Source organism: Methanosarcina mazei S-6 (assembly GCF_000970205.1).
GTDB classification, from domain to species: Archaea; Halobacteriota; Methanosarcinia; order Methanosarcinales; family Methanosarcinaceae; genus Methanosarcina; species Methanosarcina mazei.
This window is the reverse complement of sequence record NZ_CP009512.1, coordinates 672,156-693,536: the sequence shown is the minus strand read 5'-3', so window position 1 is coordinate 693,536 and position 21,381 is coordinate 672,156. Positions and strand designations below refer to the sequence as shown.

At 42.7% G+C, this 21,381-nt stretch carries 20 protein-coding genes and 1 tRNA gene; 15 read left to right on the top strand and 6 right to left on the bottom strand.

The features are described from left to right. Positions 1-348: 348 nt before the first annotated feature. Positions 349-2,112: a DEAD/DEAH box helicase gene (locus tag MSMAS_RS03030; RefSeq protein WP_048046318.1), complete on the top strand. Its 1,764-nt coding sequence runs from the start codon at positions 349-351 to the stop codon at positions 2,110-2,112. Positions 2,113-2,206: 94 nt separating this feature from the next. On the opposite strand, the gene MSMAS_RS03025 is transcribed toward MSMAS_RS03030, so the two are convergent. Both MSMAS_RS03025 and MSMAS_RS03020 read right to left on the bottom strand, forming a co-directional pair. Further along, positions 2,207-2,944, bottom strand: coding sequence for a class I SAM-dependent methyltransferase (locus MSMAS_RS03025; RefSeq protein WP_230625104.1), 738 nt, complete (start codon positions 2,942-2,944; stop codon positions 2,207-2,209). A gap of 367 nt (positions 2,945-3,311) precedes the next feature. After that, positions 3,312-4,652: a glutathione-independent formaldehyde dehydrogenase gene (locus MSMAS_RS03020; protein ID WP_011032700.1), complete on the bottom strand. Its 1,341-nt coding sequence runs from the start codon at positions 4,650-4,652 to the stop codon at positions 3,312-3,314. Between the two features lie 359 nt (positions 4,653-5,011). Here MSMAS_RS03020 and MSMAS_RS03015 point away from each other — a divergent pair, with 359 nt between their 5' ends. Both MSMAS_RS03015 and MSMAS_RS03010 read left to right on the top strand, forming a co-directional pair. Continuing rightward, positions 5,012-6,940 (top strand): hydantoinase/oxoprolinase family protein, encoded by a 1,929-nt coding sequence (locus tag MSMAS_RS03015; protein WP_048046317.1) that lies wholly within the window; start codon positions 5,012-5,014, stop codon positions 6,938-6,940. Positions 6,941-7,006: 66 nt separating this feature from the next. Next, complete coding sequence (locus MSMAS_RS03010) at positions 7,007-7,702, top strand: metallophosphoesterase family protein (RefSeq protein WP_048036304.1); 696 nt, start codon at positions 7,007-7,009, stop codon at positions 7,700-7,702. A 95-nt stretch (positions 7,703-7,797) separates the two neighbouring features. Here the strand turns inward: MSMAS_RS03010 and MSMAS_RS03005 are convergent, their stop codons facing one another. Beyond that, the gene (locus MSMAS_RS03005) at positions 7,798-8,244 is read right to left on the bottom strand and encodes a putative zinc-binding protein (RefSeq protein WP_230626468.1); all 447 of its coding nucleotides are present in this window, start codon (positions 8,242-8,244) and stop codon (positions 7,798-7,800) included. 49 nt (positions 8,245-8,293) lie between these two features. Next, the gene (locus MSMAS_RS03000) at positions 8,294-8,794 is read right to left on the bottom strand and encodes a metallophosphoesterase (RefSeq protein WP_015411328.1); all 501 of its coding nucleotides are present in this window, start codon (positions 8,792-8,794) and stop codon (positions 8,294-8,296) included. Positions 8,795-8,981: 187 nt separating this feature from the next. Between MSMAS_RS03000 and queC the strand changes: the two genes are divergently transcribed. The 6 genes from queC (at position 8,982) to MSMAS_RS02965 (ending at position 14,435) form a co-directional block, all read left to right on the top strand. Next, positions 8,982-9,677: a 7-cyano-7-deazaguanine synthase QueC gene (gene queC / locus MSMAS_RS02995; protein WP_011032704.1), complete on the top strand. Its 696-nt coding sequence runs from the start codon at positions 8,982-8,984 to the stop codon at positions 9,675-9,677. A 114-nt stretch (positions 9,678-9,791) separates the two neighbouring features. Further along, on the top strand, positions 9,792-10,352 hold the full coding sequence (locus tag MSMAS_RS02990; protein ID WP_011032705.1) for a DUF366 family protein: 561 nt from the start codon (positions 9,792-9,794) through the stop codon (positions 10,350-10,352). After that, complete coding sequence (locus MSMAS_RS02985) at positions 10,353-11,120, top strand: 7-carboxy-7-deazaguanine synthase QueE (protein ID WP_048036303.1); 768 nt, start codon at positions 10,353-10,355, stop codon at positions 11,118-11,120. It begins immediately after the preceding gene. Between the two features lie 21 nt (positions 11,121-11,141). Next, the gene (gene queD, locus MSMAS_RS02980; RefSeq protein WP_011032707.1) at positions 11,142-11,492 is read left to right on the top strand and encodes a 6-carboxytetrahydropterin synthase QueD; all 351 of its coding nucleotides are present in this window, start codon (positions 11,142-11,144) and stop codon (positions 11,490-11,492) included. A gap of 564 nt (positions 11,493-12,056) precedes the next feature. Then, positions 12,057-13,043, top strand: coding sequence for a nitrogenase cofactor biosynthesis protein NifB (gene nifB / locus MSMAS_RS02975; RefSeq protein WP_011032708.1), 987 nt, complete (start codon positions 12,057-12,059; stop codon positions 13,041-13,043). Positions 13,044-13,487: 444 nt separating this feature from the next. Further along, a complete protein-coding gene (locus MSMAS_RS02965; protein ID WP_048036300.1) occupies positions 13,488-14,435 on the top strand; it encodes a radical SAM protein in 948 nt (315 codons plus the stop codon). A 127-nt stretch (positions 14,436-14,562) separates the two neighbouring features. Here MSMAS_RS02965 and MSMAS_RS02960 read toward each other — a convergent pair whose 3' ends face one another. Next, positions 14,563-14,739, bottom strand: coding sequence for a 4Fe-4S binding protein (locus MSMAS_RS02960; protein ID WP_011032711.1), 177 nt, complete (start codon positions 14,737-14,739; stop codon positions 14,563-14,565). A 485-nt stretch (positions 14,740-15,224) separates the two neighbouring features. Between MSMAS_RS02960 and MSMAS_RS02955 the strand changes: the two genes are divergently transcribed. Then, complete coding sequence (locus MSMAS_RS02955; RefSeq protein ID WP_011032712.1) at positions 15,225-16,205, top strand: methanogenesis marker 2 protein; 981 nt, start codon at positions 15,225-15,227, stop codon at positions 16,203-16,205. A 118-nt stretch (positions 16,206-16,323) separates the two neighbouring features. Here the strand turns inward: MSMAS_RS02955 and MSMAS_RS02950 are convergent, their stop codons facing one another. Next, on the bottom strand, positions 16,324-16,626 hold the full coding sequence (locus MSMAS_RS02950; RefSeq protein WP_011032713.1) for a hypothetical protein: 303 nt from the start codon (positions 16,624-16,626) through the stop codon (positions 16,324-16,326). Between the two features lie 913 nt (positions 16,627-17,539). Between MSMAS_RS02950 and MSMAS_RS02945 the strand changes: the two genes are divergently transcribed. The 5 genes from MSMAS_RS02945 to MSMAS_RS02925 all read left to right on the top strand — a co-directional run bounded on the left by MSMAS_RS02945 (position 17,540) and on the right by MSMAS_RS02925 (position 21,370). Beyond that, on the top strand, positions 17,540-17,854 hold the full coding sequence (locus tag MSMAS_RS02945) for a DUF5611 family protein (protein ID WP_011032714.1): 315 nt from the start codon (positions 17,540-17,542) through the stop codon (positions 17,852-17,854). A 27-nt stretch (positions 17,855-17,881) separates the two neighbouring features. Continuing rightward, positions 17,882-18,436: a chorismate--pyruvate lyase family protein gene (locus MSMAS_RS02940; protein WP_329957000.1), complete on the top strand. Its 555-nt coding sequence runs from the start codon at positions 17,882-17,884 to the stop codon at positions 18,434-18,436. 186 nt (positions 18,437-18,622) lie between these two features. Continuing rightward, positions 18,623-18,694 (top strand) — tRNA-Thr (locus MSMAS_RS02935). A 613-nt stretch (positions 18,695-19,307) separates the two neighbouring features. Continuing rightward, positions 19,308-19,901 (top strand): restriction endonuclease subunit S, encoded by a 594-nt coding sequence (locus MSMAS_RS02930; RefSeq protein WP_048046315.1) that lies wholly within the window; start codon positions 19,308-19,310, stop codon positions 19,899-19,901. 2 nt (positions 19,902-19,903) lie between these two features. Then, a complete protein-coding gene (locus MSMAS_RS02925; RefSeq protein ID WP_052728056.1) occupies positions 19,904-21,370 on the top strand; it encodes an N-6 DNA methylase in 1,467 nt (488 codons plus the stop codon). The last annotated feature ends 11 nt before the right edge of the window (positions 21,371-21,381 follow it).

Genomic DNA, 21,381 nt, shown 5'->3' with positions numbered 1-21,381 from the left:
AGTGTGTATTCACTGGAGTAAAAGACAACGGTCTGGTTACTCATTTGCCTGTATCACGGGGAAGAATTCAAAAAGTGTCCCGAACTTATCCAAGAAAGCCATTTTTTGCTGCGTAAGTTTATTTATACTGATTCTGAATTTCCCTGGTTTTAGGCAATTTTTCGCAGTGCCGGGGAGATTAACCATTTATGCGGCGTGTTTACCTGCTTTAGCTGGTAGCGTGTACCGATTTTAATAAATGGGCCTTTCCGTAAAGAAAACTGACGGACTGCGGCAGATAGTATGTAAACAGCAGGTCTGCAATCTGCAGAGCCTGTAGAAAATAATCGTAAATTCTAGAGTGAGTACATGGAAAAATTAGCAAAATTTAAGGCACTTGGGCTCTCGGACAGTACATTGAAAGCCCTCAAAAAGAAAGGTTTCGAAGAACCAACCCCGATTCAGGAAAAAGTCATTCCGCTTTTTTTGAAAGGAGAAGCAGACATTATAGGGCAGGCCCAGACAGGAACAGGAAAAACGACAGCCTTCGGAGCCCCCATCATAGAGAAAATTCCTGAGAAATCAGGACACGTTCAGGCAATAATCCTGACCCCTACAAGGGAACTCGCAATTCAGGTTTCAGAAGAACTTAACTCCATAAAAGGAGACAAGAAACTATACATTGTCCCTATATATGGAGGACAGTCCATGACCCAGCAGCTTCGCGTGCTGAAGAGCGGCGTGGACATTGTTGTAGGAACTCCTGGAAGGGTCATCGACCACCTCGAAAGAAAGAGCCTCAACCTCGAACATATCGCATATTTCGTTCTTGACGAAGCCGATGAAATGCTGAACATGGGCTTTATTGACGACATAAAAGAGATCTTAAAATCAACCGGCCCGAATAAGAGGATGCTTTTCTTTTCAGCCACAATGCCAAAGGCAATTCTTGGAATCGTCAAGAAGCATATGCAGAACTATGAGCACATTACAATCGAAAAAGAGGAACTTACAGAAACCCTGACCGAACAGATCTATTTTGAGGTCAAGGAAAGCGACAAGTTCGAAGCTCTCTGCAGGATTATCGACATTGAAGACGAATTCTACGGGCTCGTGTTCTGCCGGACAAAAACTGACACAAGCCAGCTTGCCCAGAAACTCAGCGACAGGGGTTATTTAGCCGATGCCCTGCACGGAGACCTTTCCCAGCAGGAGAGGGAAAAGATCCTTAACAAGTTCAGGAAGCAGAAGATAAACATCCTTGCAGCAACCGACGTCGCCGCAAGAGGCATCGACATTATGGACCTGACCCACGTCATCAACTATGCCCTGCCCCAGGACCCGGAGTCCTATGTGCACAGGATAGGAAGGACAGGAAGGGCAGGCAAGCAGGGAACTGCCATTACTTTTGTCACATCCACGGAATTCAGAAGGCTTACTTACATTAAAAAGACTTCAAAGTCCGAAATGAAGAAAGGCCACATTCCCGAAATAAAAGATGTAATTAAAGCCAAAAGGGCCAGAGTAAGAACAGAACTCGAAGAGACCATAAAGACGGAAGAGTACGGGGACTGCCTTGAGATGAGCCAGAAGCTCCTTGAAGAATACCCTGCAGAAAAAATTCTGGCTGCCCTTTTGAAGTTCACCTTCAAAGACAAGTTCGATGAAAGCATGTACACTGAAATCTCCAGCGGCAGCTCCTATGTCGACAGGAAAGGCAAATCCAGGCTCTTCATAGCTATGGGTAAAGCAGACGGCATGACTCCGGACAAATTGTCGTATTTCATTCAGGAAGAACTCGGGGACGGCGAACTCAAAGTAAGGGATGCAGAAATTTTCCCGCATTTCTCCTTTGTAACTCTGCCATTTGCTCAGGCTGAAGCCCTGATCGAAATATTCAAAAACAAAAGGAGAGGAAGCAAACCCTTCGTGGAACTCGCCCAGAAATCCAGGGGAAGAAGCTCAAAGGATTCAGGGGAGACCAGAAGCGATAATCGAGGCACTTCTAGAGGCAATTCCAGAAGCGGTGAATCCAGAGGGGATTCTAGAGGCGAATCTCGCGGCACAAAAAGCACAAATTACTCAAGAAGTACCAGAAGTACAAGAAGCACGAAAAAGAAAGACTCTTATTAAGTCGCTTCTTTTTCCCTTTTCTTTTTCTCAATTCGTTCTTTTATCCCGTTTTCCTGTTTCTTTTTTCAAAGTTTCAAGGTTTTAATCTTCATAGTTATTTAATGCAATAAAATCCAGCCTGCATATAAGAGTACCAGAATAGTTCCACAGTCCTGAACCCTGTATCTCTCAACAGCTTCAGGTGTTCCTCGACAGTTATTGGGAAATATTCGGTATCAAAACGCTCAAGATGTGTTTGTATTTCCTTTTCTTTCCGTCCATGCAGGGATTGAAATTTGCCCCAGTACCTTTTTCCCACGGCGACTCCTTCTTCTGTAAGGGGCCTGATGTTCTCGAATGTAATGTAAATTCCACCCTCTTTCAGAAGATTATAACACACTCTGGTGGCTCGGGAACGGTCTTCCAGGCTGAGATAATGGTGGCATTGTATGGCAGTGATAACGTCCGGCTTTTCTTCCAGTTCCTGAGAAAATTCCTGGGTGGAGGAAGCCTTCAGGAACTCCACCTTCCCATCCGGGTAGAATGATAATTTCCCCTTAGCCTGCTCCAGCATGCTTTCAGAAGGGTCGAGTAAAAGGAATTTTGTATCGAGAAATTCCTCAATCGCTTTATTTATCAGGGAACCTGTCCCACACCCGGTATCCATCCAGATTTTCGGGCTTGAGGGCAGTGATTTGACAAGGTTGATAGTCTCCTGGTGAAAAGACGAATAATAAGGAAGAACACCGGAGATTCTGGCATCATAATCCTCAGGAAGGTGGGGAGTAAAGTTTTTGGGAGGTATTTCAGGCGTCATATCGATGAATTCCTTGTAAGTTTGTCTTAAACCCATGATCCGAACAAAAGCTATTTCTTTTACTTTTCAGACCCCGAAGTAATATATTTTTTCCTTAAAAAATTACTACCATTTCAACCCCGCCATTTCATTCAGGTTTCCGGCTGGAAATTCAGAAAAAACGCATATAGTAAAACGCATATAGTAAAATTCACTTCACTCTAATAAAAGGGAACTCTATATTCGGAAAAAAGAAAACAATAATTGACAAATATAAAGGAGATCCATACTACTTTAGGTTTCAACCAGCCTGTTAGAAGCAGAAAAAAAATTTGAAAAGGTAAATTTAAAAAATTAGATTTAAAAAATTAAATTTGAAAGGATAAATTTGAAAAAAGAAATTTGAAAAAAGAAATTTAAAAATTTATTTTTCAAACTGAATTGTTACCTTTGTAAAGCCTTCTGAGCGTTTGGCAAACTCCCTGTAGGCATCAGGCGCTTCCTCTATGGAGATTTTGTGACTTACTATAAAGCTTGGCTTTGCCACGCCTGCAATTATCATATCCCTGAGCATCGGTTGAAGTTTCTTAACCGGAGTCTGGCCTGTTCCTACACTTATACCTTTTTCCCAGAGCTGTCCAAAAGGCAGGATATACTCCCCTTTCTTAGCGCGTTCATTATAAGCTCCGGGGTCATCTGCCACGTAGACCCCGATAACTCCCAGGTGACCGGTCGGGTTGATAAGCCTCACCAGATCACTTATCACCTGCGTTGGATTTTCCCTTGAGGGATCTTGCCTGTCTCTTGCCTGATATCCGACTGCGTCTATACCGGACATCACACCTTTCATTTTTTCCTCACCTGGAATCAGGGACTGAACAATTGCAGGGTTTCCTGCCCTCAACATCTGAATCATAGTTACGGGATCGCTCCTGGCGAGTTCAAGGTTAGCACCTATACTCTTGGCAAGGTTTTCTATACTGGACATGATTCCCTGCAGTTTTTCCTCGCCCGGAAGCACGGTATCCACTCTCGAATGCTGAGACCTTAATGCCTCAATCATGGCTACGGGGTCGCTAAGTGTAAAATCTACAGGAATAGCACCAATACTCTTTGCCAGCTTCAGCCTCTCAGGAATGTAATCAACGACAAAAACCTGAGCTGCCCCCTGCAGTATTGCGGAATAAGCTGAGAGCAAACCTACAGGTCCTGCCCCGAAAACCGCGACAGGAAATCCTGGCATTACCATTGCAAGCTGCGTAGCAAAAAAACCTGTAGGAAATACATCCGACAGCATAATGAAATCGTCTTCCCATTTATCCCCTGGAGACCCTGGAAGTTTCGTACAGTTCAGGTCGGCAAACGGCACCCTTAAAAATTCAGCCTGAGCCCCTCTATAAGGACCCATTTTGGCATATCCAAAAGCTCCTCCTGCACTTTCAGGATTAACAGTCAGGCAGGCGCTGGTAAAACCCCGAATACAGTTCAAACAGTGCCCGCAGGCAATGTTAAAAGTAACGACAACCCTGTCCCCTTTCTTAAAAGAGGTCACGGCGTCCCCCACCTCTTCTATAACCCCTAGAGGCTCATGCCCAAGAACTTTTCCCGGCTTTTCAACAGTTCTTCCTTCATACATATGAAGGTCGCTTCCGCATATGCCACTCGAAGTAAGCCTGATTATGGCATCTGCCGGGTGCTCTATTTTCGGATCTTCGACTTCTTCTACAGAAACCTGATTCGGTCCTCTATAAACAACGGCTTTCATAAAATCACCCCAATCCTGTGAAGTTTCTCTGCCAGCTTTTTCACCTTCCCTGCATATGCAGAGAAACAGAGAATAACCAGATAATAGAAAGTATTTTTATATTAGTTTTTTTATAAAAAACACATGAAACTATATAACTGTTACAGAATTTAATTTGAGGGACTTAAAAAATAAGCCATGTATTGAAATTCTGGCTCCGGATTTGATGTTAACAGTGATAAGCAATTCCTTTTATCTGATGTTCGGCATACCTAAACCAAGTTAATTTTAATGTAAAAAGCTACTGCAATTCCATACTCGATTGCAGTAAACAAAAAACAACCAAAAACAAAAACAATAAAAAAGGAGCCATTTTTAATATGCACTATAGCCTTGGAATCGATGCCGGGGGCACTTATACAGACGCAGTACTTGTGAGGGATTCTGATGGGAAAATTGCAGACTCAAATAAAGCACTGACCACCTATCCCGACCCACTTGCCGGCATCAAAAAGGTAATTGATGGGCTTAATCCGGAGTATCTCAAAAACATAAAACTCGTATCCGTATCAACCACCCTTTCCACCAATACCATACTTGAAGGGAACGGTTTTCCTGTAGCTCTTATCCTTATCGGGGACCACCCTCTTGAAAAGGAATTCCCGACAGGACATGTGCTTTTTGCAGGAGGGGGGCATAACCACAATGGAGAAGAAGTATCCTCTCTTGACCTGAAAGCCATTGAAAAATTTGCCCTGAGCGTAAAGGACAAAGTATCTGCTTTTGCTATTTCTTCCTATTTCAGTACACGCAACCCTGAACATGAGCTTAAAGCAAGAGACTGCATAATGAAACTTACAGGACTTCCTGCGGTCTGCGGGCACGAACTCTCCCAGGAACTGGGAGCCTATGAGAGGTCAGTAACAGCTTTCCTCAATGCCCAGCTGATCCCCATAACCAGGCAGTTTGTGAAGTCCATTATTGCAGACATGACAGAAAGGGGGATTAATGCAAGGCTTCTTATGCTCAAATGCGACGGTTCGGTTATAGGGATAAAAGACGCCCTGCAAAGACCAATAGAAACAATCTTTTCAGGCCCTGCAGCAAGCCTTGTGGGAGCTTCTTACCTTTCAGGGCTGCAAACCTGCGCAGTTGTTGACGTAGGTGGGACGAGCACTGATATTTCTTCAATTTATATGGGAGTCCCTGACCTGAGTGACGACGGAGCCATTGTCGGCGGCTGGAAGACAAGAGTCAGAGCTATAAGAATGGAGACAACAGCTACAGGAGGAGACAGCCATGTCTGGACAGTGGACAGGGGGCTCCACCTTGGACCACGGAGAGTTATGCCTCTTGCAGTAGCTGCAGCTCAGTATCAGGATTTTCTGAATACGCTCAAAAGGACGCCCATGCCTGCCAGAGAAGACCTGGGAGAAAATATCCAGCCTACAAAATTTTTTGTCAGGTCAGGCTATACCGCAGGTGAGATTAGCAAGGTTGAATCTGAAGTCCTCGGCGTAATAGGAGACGAGCCTGTTTCCGTGAATGACATAAAAACCCTTATCAGAAAAGACCTTCACCCCCAAACCCTGGACTCCCTCATTAAAAAGAGGCTTATCCAGGCTATAGGTTTTACACCAACAGATGCTCTTCACGTGCTCGGGGAATATACAGCCTGGAACGAAGAAGCTTCCAGAATAGGAGCAGAAAGGCTTGCAAGGCTCATGCGCATGACACCACACGAGTTCTGCACCTCAGTAAAAAAGAGGGTTGCAAGGAATATGTCGCTCCATCTCCTCTCATATATCCTGCAGGGAGTCCCGCATACGGCTGTTGAGCAAATTCTGGACGGGAATTACCAGGCAAAGTTCAAGCTTGGAGTCCCTGTTGTCCTGCTCGGAGGACCCGTGCGCTCACACAGGAAAGAACTGGAGGAATTTATAGACGCCGAAATTATTGTTCCCGAACATGCCGAGGTAGGAAATGCTGCAGGGGCTCTTGCAGGAAAAGGCATCAAAAGAGTGGAGATCCTTATAAGGCCTGCAAGCCTGATGTCTCCTGAGAAGGATTTCCTTGTTTTTGCACCCGGCAGCAGGCAGAGGTTCGATGTATACACAGAAGCATTGAATACTGCAACAGAACTTGGAAAAAAGCTCGTTGAAGATTATATGAAAGAATGTGGGCTCAGTGGAGACCAGGTTGAAATTTCCATTGAGAAAAAGACCATCTCACCTGAAGGCTGGAACCATCCGCCAATGGAAACAAATCTGCTTGTAATGGGAGTTGGAATGCGCAGACTCCACGGCTGAAAGCTCGGAATGAAAAGAAAAATTAGAATCCAGAGGAAGTAAAAACCAGGAGGTAAATAAACGAGACTGTTACTGATCGCTGATATCCATGGAAATTATGAAGCTCTCCAGACAGTTCTTGACGTTCCCTATGATAGGGCAGTCTGCCTTGGAGATATCGTGGACTACGGACCTGACCCAGACAGGTGCATAGACCTCCTGCAAAAAAAGAATATCACTACCATCAGGGGTAATCACGACAATGCGGTTGCCTTTAAAGTTGACTGCCAGTGTGGTTACAGGTACAAACATCTCTCAATTGCAACCCGGGAATATACCTGGAAAATTCTTGACAGAGCAGGGATGAAGTACCTGCAAAAACTTCCTCTGCTGATCAAAGAAGAAATTGGCGGAAAAAGTTTTTACTTTACCCACGGGAGCCCGCGCTCTATGTTCGAATACATAAAACCCGAAACCTCCGATGAAGAGGTTTTGAGAATGATAGAAGGAGCAGCAGAGCCTGTGGAGGCTGATTTTCTCGTTGTCGGACACTCTCACATTCCCATGAACCGAAAAATAGGAAACCTTACAATAATAAATCCGGGTTCAGCAGGACAGCCAAGAGACGGAGATACAGGGGCGAGCTGTGCTGTTTTAGATACTGAAACAGGAGAGGTGGAGTTCCTGCATCTGAAGTATGACATTGATGCGGTCTGCGCCAAAATAGAAGAAAGAATGCCTCACGCAGAGGAGCTGACAGGCATCCTCAGGCGGGGATATTGAGGAAAAGGTACAATTAAAGGAAATCAGAACCCTTAAAGGAAATCAGAACCCTTAAAGGAAAACAGAACCGCAGAAAGCTCGAAAATTTACCGGATTCAGGCTTCCTTTACAGCCCGGATAATTTTTTCTATATACTCCGGCTTTACATCCAAAGGTCTTGTTTTTTCAATTCCAATCTCGGTAACCATAAGATAGACTTCTGCCTGTATTCCCGCCTCATCAAGTTTTTTTGTGGCACACCTGTCCGTACAGCCGTCGAGAACCAGCACTCTGAAACCTTCGGATAACGCGTCTTCAACCGCATCTGTCCCCTTCAATGCAGCTGCAGCCCTGTAAAGGTCAGGTCTTCTGAAAGCCAGGGTCGATGCTGCCTGCATGGTAAGTTTCCCTGTATTTGATAAACCGGAACACGCAAAAATAAGGGTATTTCTCCTTTTTCCGGAAGAGTTATTCGTTTCGGGAAGGCTTTCCAGGAATGGTTCTTTCTGTCCCGGGGGCTCATTTTGCTCATTCTGTTTGGCTTCCATTGCTATTAAAACCATTAAGGAGCTATTGTTTAAATAATTTTTGAAATAAAAGTGAAGATAAAGGTCAGTCAAGCTCCAGTTCGGTAATCTCAACGTTAAGGTTTGCGATCTCAAGGGTTGCAACCGTAACTTTTCCTGACAGAACCCCGGAACACTCGCCTGGATTTAGTACAGGCGTCCCGTCAATCATTTTGACCCCTGCGTTGTGAGTATGCCCCCGGACCACAACGTCAAAATCTCCTGACTTTGCAAGAGCTCTGACAAGAGTTTCGTCTGTCCCATGTAAAAGGGCGATATGCAGCCCGTCAATAGTAAGATCCCCGAAATCCCCACAGGAAACGGCACCTATTTCTTCAAACTTCTTTGTCAGGGTTACTCTATCCCCATCGTTATTCCCAAAGACGAAATAGAGTTTTGGATTTAGTTCTTTAAATTCCCTTACCGTGAAAGGGGAAATGATATCCCCTGCATGCAGCACTGCTTTTACCTGTTTTTTGTTGAAGAATTCCACAGCTTTCCGGATAGCTGCCAGGTTATCATGCGAATCCGAAATAATTCCTATCAAGTAATCCCACCTCACTTAATACTAGACGCCCTGAATATTTAATACATACTTTGAGGCTCAGGAAAGAGCTATTTTTAAATAGGAGATATAGATATTACTCCAATAATCTCAGAGGAATACTTACAGAACCTCCAGAGAGTACCAGATAAAGAAAATTTTCCATAAAATTAGAGTCAGTGAGAAAGGAATGAAAGCTATAACCCTCCTGAGCAGCGGGCTTGATTCCGTAGCAGCGCTTGCGATTGCTGCCGAAAGCCTTGAAATTGAGATGGCAATTACATTTGACTACGGGCAGAGAGCAGGGCAGCGGGAAATGGAATATTCCGAAAAGGTCTGCGAACACTTCGGAATAGAGCAGAGGATAATAAAGCTGGACTGGCTTGGAGAAATAACACATACATCCCTTGTAAACAGGGATGAAGAAGTCCCTTCCCTGTCTTTTGAGGATATTGATGAAAACTCCCCTTCCATGATTACCGAGTATTCTGCAAAGGCTGTCTGGGTCCCTAACAGGAACGGGGTTATGTTAAACATCGCAGGGAGCTTTGCCGAAAGCAGGGGATGTGATTACATAGTTGTGGGCTTCAACGGAGAAGAAGCCGGAACCTTTCCTGATAATTCCCGTGATTACATACAGGCGGTGGACAATGCCTTTTCTTACTCCACACAGAACGGAGTGAAAGTGCTTGCTCCCCTGGCAGAAATGGGAAAAACTGAAATCGTTAAAAAAGCTCTTGAAGCAGAAGCTCCGCTTGAATACAGCTGGAGCTGCTATCACGGAGGGGAAATCCCCTGCGGAAAGTGTGAAAGCTGCGTGCGCAGGGCAAGGGCATTCAAAAATATTGGTATAAAGGACCCGCTTCTGGAAAGGTTGGGGATCTGAAGTACCGGGTCCGAACAGGGAGTATGAACAAATTGAGAATTATGATATTACGGCACTGCTGAGATCCGGTAGAGAAAATAAAGAAACAATTTTAGAGATTGCAGAGAGAGTTCCATGAAGTGTATTATTTTACCCGAAAAACTTGACTACGACGGAAGCCAGATTTCTTCCCTGTGGGCTTATAGCAGCTTTGGAGTGCAGGAAGATTCAGTTATTGTTTTTAGAGGTGCGTGTGACGTTAAAATCGAGCATATGATTGACCTTGAAGACCGGAGAGCAAACGAGTCTATCTGGTCTGAAGACATGCTGAGTTTCATAATAGAACATTTCGATTCCACCGACATGAAACTGATTTATTCACGCCAGCGCCTGTTTACTGCAATAGTCAGAGAATACCTTGAAGAGCTTGGGATCAACACTTCAAGAGCAGGAGACGACCTGTTTTTTAAAGGAAAGAAGCTGACCGTATCTATTGCCAGCACCTCGGCTATTTCCCAGAAAATCCATTTCGGCATTAACGTCTCGCATGAGGTATACGGAAACCTGAAAGAAGCCGGAATTGAGGGCGAGGAAAATATTGTACGGCTGATGCAGGGTATCGGGGAAGCTTATGTAAGTGAATTTGGGGATATAGAAAAGGACCTCAGGAAGTCCAGACCTCTCGGAGTGGCGTAAATGTCATCTTCAAACCATGAACCCGCTAACTTAAGAGAAGTCTTCTGTTCCGTGCAGGGAGAAGGCCCGTATGTCGGCATGAGGCAGGCTTTTGTCCGGTTTTCAGGCTGCAACCTCAGCTGCAACTACTGTGATACTAATTTCAGAAATCCTGGAACCTGCGATTACGAGAGGGTTGAAGGCAGTGGAGTTTTCGAAAAGGTCTCAAACCCCGTAAACATAGAAAAGCTGGAATCCATGCTTCAGCCTTTCAAAGATCTCCATTCTGTATCCCTGACAGGAGGAGAGCCTCTTTTGCATGCGGATTTCATAGAGAAACTGAACCTTTCCGTGCCTCTGTACCTTGAATCCAATATGACTCTGCCTGAGCAGGCAAGAAAACTGCGCGAAAATGTTGCGTACGTGGCAGGAGATTTCAAGCTCCCGGAAGCTCTCAAAGACATCTCCCCGGAAACCAGGGAAGCACATATGGAAAACACTATTGAGTGCTTCAGGCTCCTTAGAAAAAATAATTCAAGAGACTGTTTTTGCAAAATTGTAATAGGCAGGGATACAAACACAGATACGGTATCTCTGGCTGCAGAAGCAATAGGATCCTATGTATCCTGCATAGTTCTCCAGCCCGAAACGCCTCTGGGAAGTGCGGTAAGGACTCCGCGGTTCAATCAGGCATCGATAAGGGGTATTCTAAAACTGCAGAAAAACCTGCTAAAGCTAACCGACACGCGAATCATTCCGCAGACTCACAGAATGTGGGGTTGCCTGTAATCGAAAAGGGGGACGAATAAAATGGCAAATATGAGATTGGGAGTTATTGATTATATTGACAGCGCACATTACCTTCCAGGGCACGGGAAGTGCGGAAGAGTTCATGGACACACATATAAAATAGAAGTGGTAGTGGAAGGAGAGGTAAGGGAAAACGGTATGGTGATAGATTTCTATGACCTGAAAAAAGGCATAAAGGAGACTCTTCAGGAGTATGACCATACCCTGTTAAATGATATCCTTGACTTCCCCAGCTCCGAGCACCTCTGCCAGCACATTCATTCCCGCCTTCTGGAGAGATTTGGCTTTCCACTTCTGGTGAGGGTATGGGAAGGGGAAGGCAAATGGTGCGAAATGGATAATTTCTCCTGATTGAAAAATGTGGGGCAAAAATGATCTGTGTACAGACCATTGTATAAATGTGGGATTTTAATATAAATGGAGATATTTTAATAGTAGCAGGATATTTAAATATATAGATCAGATCCCGATCCTGGAATGCTCAAACAGTAATAAAAAAGAAGAATTGAAAGATTCATTAAAGAAGATACACCTTTACATTAAGAAGGAAATCAAAGCAATTTTAGGGGAATTTTGGAAAAATTTTGTAACTATTTAATCGTATTTCAAAAGGTTCAGGGATAATAAAGAAATTGTTTTGGAACAATTTCGAAAAAACTTCAAAATAGTTATGAAATAAAACTTGGAATAGTTATGAAATAAAACTTCAGAATAGTTATGAAACCCTGAAACTATTCCACAATGTATATCAGGGAGCTATCTCATAGGTGATTTAGACATTCAAAAATCCCTATTTGGTGTAGAATCTCTATTTAACATAGAATCCCTATTTAGTGTAGAATCCCTACTGGAGTAGAATCCTTATTTAGTGTAGAATCTCACATTCATTTTACATTTCGAACGGAGGAGAAAGATTTGCCAGAAGAAAATCAATCTGTAGACAATGCGAATAAAGGCCCCATACTTGGAGAGGAAATCCGCAGAAAGATCTCCGAACACCCCTGTTACGATAAAAATGCTCAGCATAAGTTTGGGAGAATCCACCTTGCTGTAGCCCCCAAGTGCAACATCCAGTGTAATTTTTGTGTAAGGGAATTTGACTGCGTAAACGAGAGCCGTCCGGGAGTTACAAGTAAAGTCCTGAGTCCTCGGGAAGCCCTTGAAAAAACCAGGCAGATCCTGGCAGATTATCCGTTCATCAAAGTTGTTGCAATTGCAGGACCTGGCGACCCTCTGGCTAACGATGAAACATTTGAGACATTTGAACTTATAAGGAAGGAATTTCCTGAGGTGACCCTCTGCATGAGCACAAACGGGCTTATGCTCCCTGAAAAACTTCCGGACATGCTGCGTGTTGGGGTTTCCACTCTGACAGTTACGGTAAACGCAATCGATCCCGAAATCCAGGCAAAAATAGTGAACCATGTAGTATATCACGGAAAAGTCTACAGAGGAGTCGAAGCTGCCGAGATTCAGATCAAAAACCAGCTTGAGGGAATAAAGGCGGCTATTGATGCAGGAATCGTTGTCAAGGTCAATACCGTGCTTATACCGGGAATTAATGATAAGCATGTGGTAGAGATTGCCAGAAAGCTCAATGAGCTCGGGGTCTACATCATGAATGTCATGCCTCTGATCAACCAGGGAGCATTTGCACATCTTGAGCCTCCAACTGCCGAAGAGCGGAAAGCCGTTCAGGAAGCCTGCGAACCTTATGTTATGCAGATGCGCCACTGCAGACAGTGCAGATCCGATGCTTACGGACTCCTTGCCCAGGACATGTCACAGATGAGTGAGGAGCGCAGAAACCTTATAAAAATCCAAACAAAAGAAGACTTTGAAAAAGCAAAAGAAGTTCTGAAAACGAACGGGAAAGAAGAAGCTGAAGGCAAAAAAGCCTGAATCTGACTTATCCTGCTCCAAAAGACTTCCGGCTTTTAAAAGAATTATTCAACCGGCTCGGATTCTGGTTCATCGAGCCGGCTTAGTCATCTTTTTTACTCGAGCTGCAGACTCAATGGCTATGGGTTTCTTTCTTGTGCATGCAGGATTTTTAGCATACAGTGCTTTTTTCCAGGGCGAAGGGTATCTTTTCCTTACAAATGCTTTCCTTTACAGGACTGTTATTCGCTTCTCAAAATCGCTGTTTTTTCTGAGGACCTGCTATTTCTTTCTTAAACATGCTGCTTACTTTTTAGACCTGTCATCTTTCCGAAAACTGCATCCGGCGCAAAAACCGTATGAATTATATATTATGCATAAATATGCATAATTGGTGAAAATATTGTGCCTTTCCCGAGTGCATCTGATTGCTCACTCCAGGACCCATCTGCCGGAGGAAAAAATTTGTTAGAAGAAGAAAACTTCACATTTGACCGTGACCGTTATAGAATCATAGCCGAACACCCCTGCTATAGTGAAAACGCCAGGCACAGGTTCGGAAGAATGCACCTTGCAGTAGCCCCCAAATGTAATATCCAGTGCAATTTCTGCGTCAGGGACTTTGCCTGCGTAAACGAAAACAGGCCTGGAGTGACCATGGAGATCTTAACACCAGCCGAAGCACTTGAAAAAGTAAGACAAGCCCTTTCAGACTATCCGTTTATCAAAGTAATAGGGGTTGCCGGGCCCGGTGATCCGTTAGCAAACGAAGAGACTTTCGAAGCCCTCAGGCTTGTAAGGCAGGAGTTCCCTAATATCACATTTTGTATGAGCACAAACGGACTCATGCTCCCGGAAAAACTCCCGGAACTTGTAAAGCTTGGAGTCGCAACCCTGACCGTAACCATCAACGCTGTTGACCCCGAAATCCAGGGACAGATATGTGAATACGTCAATTACCATGGCAAGATTTACAGAGGAGTAGAAGGGGCAAGAATCCAGATAAAAAACCAGCTTGACGGTATCGAGGCTGCTGTCCGGGAAGGGATTGTTATCAAGGTCAATACTGTGCTTGTACCGGGAATAAATGACGGGCACGTAGTGGAAATTGCAAAAGCAGTTAGAGAAAGAGAAGTATATATTATGAATATTATGTCCCTGATCCCCCAGGGAGCCTTTGCTCATATAAGAGCCCCGACCCCGGAAGAAAGGCAGGCAACCCAGGACGCTTGCGAACCCTATGTTAGACAGATGCGCCATTGCAGGCAATGCCGAGCCGATGCCTATGGTTACATTGATCAGGACATGTCACAGATGAGCGAGGAGCGCAGAAACCTTATAAAAATCCAGATAAGAGAAGACCTTGAAAAAGCAAAAGAGACTCTGAATAAGAACGGGAAAGAAGAGTCCTGAGTAACTTAATAATTTTATTATTTCAGCCCGGGTTCAGGAAAAGACCTGAAATAAGAAAAGCTCAAAAACCCTGGCCTGAATGGCGGAGTTTGGAAACCCCGCTTTTCAGAACTTATTTTTAAAAACGTTACTCGAGAGTGATTGCCCCGTTCGGGCAGGCATCTACACATGCACCGCAGTCAAGGCATTCATCTTCGTCTACAACTGCAATGTCATCGTCATTGAGGGAGATTGCAGCTGCTGGGCATTCATCTACACAGGTTCCACAGCCTGTACAGGCATCGGCATCGATTTTTGCTACCATGTTTTTCACTCCTTATTTAAACAAGGGGGATTTTTATAGAGTCGAAAATATAGAAGGTTGACATACAAGGAGATAATAATTTATAAAAAGCTGTCGCTTCCATTCCGGAAACAAAGAAAAAAAGAGATAAAGGATAACTGAATTACGTATTGCTGCATAATTCCTTACTTCAAGGGTAGAGATAAACGGAAAAATCAAAGATACAAATATTGCAGTTGCTGATATCAGCCCATAACGAATTCCATGATTATATGTCCGACCATCAACCCGCAATAAGTTTATAATTAACTTATGAAAACCTCACAGCTGGTTTTAAGAACTTATTATAGCTCTTGAACTGTAACAATACATTTATTAATACATTTATTGTCCTGCCATAATTTGATCTGATCAGATAACAGTAAGATCAAATTACTGTAAATCTGATCTTAATATTAACTACTAGATAGCCCAATACAAGTAAAAAAACAAACAGGAGCCATTGATTGAACCTGGAACAGCTAGCAGAAAGGATAAGGAGTTTCGAAGGGGTTACCCGAAAAAAACAGATCGAGGATATAGTCTCTATCTTTGAAGCCGTCCGCCCGGAATACGGGAACGCTATCGTTGATTTCGGGGACGATGCTGCAGTAATTGACATAGGAGGAGATGACGTTATCCTCTTTGCAGCTGATGGTATCTGGGGACGGCTTCTAGACGCGAGCCCCTGGTGGGCAGGTTACGGGGCTGTTGTTGTGAACGTAAATGACATTGCAGCGATGGGAGGAAAACCACTTGCCATGGTGGATATCGCCTCTGCAAATTCCCCAAAAGCATGCAGGGAACTGATGGAAGGCCTGGCTGAAGGAGTAAGAAAATTCGGAGTCCCTGTTGTTGGAGGGCATGTCCACCCGGATACAAAGTACAATTCCCTTTCCGTTGCCATAATAGGAATCGTCAAAAAAGACTGTGTGATCAGAAGTGATACTGCAAAACCAGGCGACCTTGTAATTGCAGCCTATGATATGGACGGAAAAATCGGCCCTAATTCCCCTTATAGCTGGGACACGACATCTTTTAAAGAGCCTTCCGTGCTCAGGGAAAGCTACCTTGTAACCCAGGAAATAGCACAGAAAAAGCTTGCAAGCGCCGGAAAGGACATCAGCAACCCCGGGCTGATAGGAACTCTCGGGATGCTCTGTGAGACGAGCAGGGTAGGAGCCTCTGTCGATCTGGAAAAAGTCCCGAGACCTGAAGGCGTGGATTTTGAGCAGTGGCTGAAAGTGCACCCGGGAACTGGTTATGTGTTTACTGCAGACCCGGAAAAAGCCGGAGAGTGTGTGGCTGTGTTTGAAAAGGCAGGGCTTACAGCTGCAGTAGTAGGAAAAATTGAAGAGGGGTTAAAGCTTGACATGTATGATAAAACAGGCAGAGTAACCGTTTTTGACTTCTCAAAGGACAGTATTACAGGCATAGGTTCCGAATAAACGGGACCTTTCTGCTTGAAATATTTACTTCAAAAATATTGTTCTGCTGAAAAGTTATTATTTTACTTATCCAGCATCTGCTCCTGTTTATTTTATTATTTTTATCCTGACGAGTCGTTTACTGGTTTTCAATCCAGGATTTCATTTCTTCATAGAGGAACGCTTCTGCAGCCTGAACCTTTTCAAGAGGCCCGCGAAGTACGAGAATTTCTCTTTCTTCACTGTTTGCAATGCTAACAGGCATCTTCCGGGTTATAGGTTCAAGATCAAATTCTTCCACGATATCATAGATGATTGATACAACTGTCCCGGGGGGAATAATCAGGTCGTAGAGACTTTCATTTGTCATTTCGGGGTCTTTTTCAACATCCTTTTTAGCCTTCTGGGCGATTAAATCATCAAGATTGAGTGTTCTGTGCATCCAGGGATCACCTTCTTATTTTTATTGATTATAATTACTGGTTTTTATTTATCAGTGACAGGTTGATTTTAACAGGTAAATGAATTAATTTTTGTTTACATATATTAAAGCAACTTATCAGGCGTATCGAATAGCTTGAAGAGTTTTAAAATCTTCCTTATGATCTGGAAAAATGATGTCCAGTCATATCTCTTTTTTGCATGAACCTATGATAAATATACTCATATTTATGGTTGCTTCTTGTGAACTGCATATCCGGTTATGCCAGAAAGATCCAGAAAACAGATATAAAAAAGGTTAGACTATGTGGTACTAAATCTATTTAGAACCGGGTATCTTTATTTCGAGATCATCTTTATTTCAAGATCATCTTTATTTCAAGATCATCTTTATTTCAAGATCATCTTTATTTCAAGATCATCTTTATTTCAAGATCATCTTTATTTCAAGATCATCTTTATTTCAAGATCGCCTTTAGTTTCAAGATCATTTTTGAGTTTAGTATTTTCTTTGCTTTTAAGACTATTTTTGATTTCAAGATTATAAATATGTCTGGCAACTTTACAGGTTAATAGCAGATGTAGAAATAAAAATTATAGTTATAAATAAAAATTACAGTTATGAAACAGGAAAATACATATGTACAATCAACTTGATAACGGTTGAGACCAGTATTCAAATAAATATAGATTGTTAATTCAAGCTGAAACGACATCAATAACCGTAAATCAGCAATATTCAAGTGATAACAGCCGGAATACCTGAAGCATAAAAATATGAAGACCGGCTCCAGAGTACATGCCCTTCTTCCGGGATCATCTGCCCGAATGATCCGGATTATCCCTGTATATTCCGGATAAAAAGGCTCTGGCAAACTTTATCTGAGATGAAAATATCTTATAAGAGGATAGCAATGCAGCAATACAAGTTGAAACGCGGCTTTAAACCTGAACCTGAGAGAATATACCAGGCAATGCAGGAAAGCTTCCCTGTTGAAATTTCCCGTAATGGGGACAGATTCGAGGCCTCATACGGGGCACTGTCAAAGATAACGGTCTGGATAGAAGACAAAAAACTCTGTGTGGAAACGGTTTCCGATGCGGCTGTGAAGGAAGATGAAACTATCCTTCAGACCAACAAAGCTTACAGAGACTTTCTCTTAAAGTCTACGGGCTACACGGCAAAAGAGCGCCTGAAAATGGCGAAAAAAGATGTCGGAGAGGCATAACCTCCTGACCGCTCGTTCTTATTTCACATAATAAATAATATCCTGCAGCATTTACCTGGAGGTGTCGTTCTGGAAGGAGATTTCCTTGAAAAACTGAAAAGCCTTGAAATTCCCACCTGCCTCCGGGTCTGCTGTGGGACTGACGGTTCCGTAACCTTTCTTCTGGAAATTATGTCCCGAAAGCCGGTGACCGTAAAAACAGAGTCTCAATACATCGTTAAAGCCGACAGGGAACTGGCTGAGCTCCTGGGGGTAGAAGAAGGAAGCGAAATAAACAACAGGACAGTCAGGCTTTACGCAGGAGATACGGTTTTTGTGCACGCAAAGTCCCTCGCCCCTCTGGAGCGTATGCCCCAGACCATGCGTGACCAGCTCATAAGGGCAGACATCCCTATCGGCAGGATCCTGCGCACCCACAACCTTGAAACCAGGCGGGACATGGTAGAGTTAGAGATTCTTGAGGGCGAACCCACCTTTGACGGGACCCCCATACTTTCCCGCACCTACAAAATCGTCCACAATAACCACGTCCTCATGTGGATCAACGAGCGCTTCCCTATAGATGCGCGCTGGAAACTCTAAAAAGCCAGGCTTTCAAAAGCCAACTGTAGAAGAAACAGGCAATTTTTCCTGCCAGTTTCTCAATTTTTTCAAGCAAAATCCCCGGATTTTTAGCCAGTTCAGGAATATTTTCCTGTTTGAAGCCGCTTCAGTCGAAACCTTTATATCTGTAGTATGATATTTTGGAGATGCTCTTACAGCAACAGTGCCTTGGTGGCTTAGGGGTATAGCGCGTCCTTGGTAAGGACGAGGTCGCGGGTTCAAATCCCGCCCGAGGCTCTTTTTTATTTTTGTTTATTCTTTATATACCGTATTCAAAGCCTATTTTTTTGTTGAAGAGCCTATCCCTAAACTCAAAATTTGATTTTTGAATTTTCTTTTGGGATAGTCAATCGAATATCTGATCATGAAAAACAGTCCTGAAATCTTACTAATTCGGAATAAAATAGGTTTTGGGATAGGCTTATTATGAAACTCATTGAGAATCTGAGAAGTGAAACATGTGGTTTTTTTCGTTTTTTACCTATCTTTAGTTTCAAAAACTTTTGTTGAAACGTGATCAAACTTTTTGGCATACGTGAATATAAAAATTATTTTTCATCTATACATCTTAAAAATAGTCATACACATTAAACTGAATGATGTATGAGAAACGGGCTAGAAATCGCTATTTGATGGGGAAAGGGATTTTAAAATGTTATGTGGGTTTTGTATCTATCCCTTCTATCTAGTGTTCATAGCGTATTTTCAAGGTAAATGCGATTTACAGGCAAAGTGAGCTTTTAGGATATATTTAAATAGTATGAGAGCTTACATTGTAAATAGTCAACGTGTAGGACGTCTACACAAAAAGAGTAAATTGAATATTGTTAACGCATAAAGGAGTTACAGCATGACTAATAGAACAAACAATATACTAATGAAGGACTGCATCAAACTGGTGAAAAGAGGAATTCCAGCTCAACGCTTGGATGAGAAAAATGAGGGGGCTGTCGAAGTTCCTATAATTGGAGTGAAAGCAGTACAGGAAGGATATATCGATACTAATAGCGTAGATTGGATAAAAATTCAAGAAATAGATACAGTAAAAAAAGCAACTGTTAATAAAGGAGATCTTATACTTTCTTTAAGAGGCTCATATATAAAGGCCGCCGTTGCTGATAATTCTGTAGACGGATATGTTATTAGTGCTAATCTTATAGCCCTTACACTTAATGAAAAGATCAAACCTGAAATCGTAGCTGCATACTTTAATGGTCCAATTGGGCAGAGAGAATTAAACAAAAGAGCAGGTGGAACTACCATGCTTTCCCTTAACATGGAAAGGCTGAAAGAAGTTCCTGTTCCACTTAAACCAATAGAGGAACAAGAGATAATATTAAGATTCATTAAATTATCCAGTGAGTACAGGAAGAACCTTGTGAAGGAATTGAAGCTTTGGGACAACATGAGAGAGTCATTTATTGTGAAAAGGTTAGGGATCTAAAAATGACTGAATCAGATAAAGTGGCCTCCAAGATTATCCGTATATATGAATCTATGCCCAGAGACGAAAGATGTAAAAATATTTTTTGGCCCCTAGTATCCAGAAAAAGGATGTCAGACATATTCGAAGAAGAAGCAAAAGCAATTTACAGTGAAACAAAAGACGATGATAAGGCATGGAACCAACCTCGGTTCCATGACATTTTTGTTCCCGAAATTGCCAGATGGGGAAATTTGATGAGGACTAAAAATTACCTCGGAGATTTCCTCATGGAATCATTTAAAGAACTCGAGAAAAATAACGAGTTTCTGGAAGGCGTGTTTTCACCAATTGAAAATCAAGTTTATGCTATAATGAAGGACAGAAAACTTGAAAATGATTACTTCCGAGTGATTCATGAACTTTCATTAATTCAGATGAGCAGAGCCTATTTAGGGGATTCCCAATTCCAGGAAGTTTCTGACAAAATACTGGCCCATATAATGAAAGAGTGCTATTATGGTGAATTTTATACTCCTAGCCAAATTTCAAAATTGTTGGCATCAATAGCCGATCCCAGAGACAACATGACCGTTCTGGATCCATTCTGTGGAACGGGAGGATTATTGCTAGAGTGTGAAAGGTATGCCAATAAATATTCAGGCGGTCATCTTTCTCTTTACGGTCAGGAAATTAATGATAGCACATGGATGTATTGCAAGCTTTCCCTCATATTGAACGGCTTCAAAGATTCTATTGTGGCGAATGAGGATTCAATACTCTATCCTGCCTTTGTTGAGAATAATAGTTTGAGACAGTTCGATAGGGTAATTTCAGTGCCTCCTTTTGGAAAACAAAAGTGGGGATATGAAATTGCGGAACGTGACCAGTATGCTCGTTTCCGTTATGGAATACCACCTAAAAACTCGGGAGATTTTGCGTTTCTACAACATATGATAGCATGTCTCAAAAATAGCGGAAAGGGTGTGATGGTATCTCCTGAGGGCATCCTTTTCAGAAGTGGTCCTGAAGCTCGTATTCGAAAGAACATGGTACAGAGCGATATAATAGAAGCGATAATTCTGCTTCCATCAGGCCTATTCCTTAATACAGGAATCCCTACGATAATTACAGTTATTAACATGGACAAGCCCGAAGAAAGGCGTGGTTCAATCCTGTTTGTTTCAGCAGAGCGGGAGTATGAAGAAACAAAGCGTCAAAACATTTTGAGTGACGAGAATATTGCAAAAATTGTTGATGCATACAGAATTTACAAGGATATCGAAAAGTTCTGTAGAGTAGTGAACCTTGAAGAGATCAGGGATAACGATTACTCACTAAACTTTTCACTTTATGTTGACACTGAATCCGAAATCGAGACTGTGGATATAACCCAAACATTGCAGAAAATACGCAATTTGAAGAATGAGAGAGAAGAATTGCTTGAAGAAATTGGGGATATTATAAATAAGTTTGACCAGGATGAATAAACTCTTGAAAG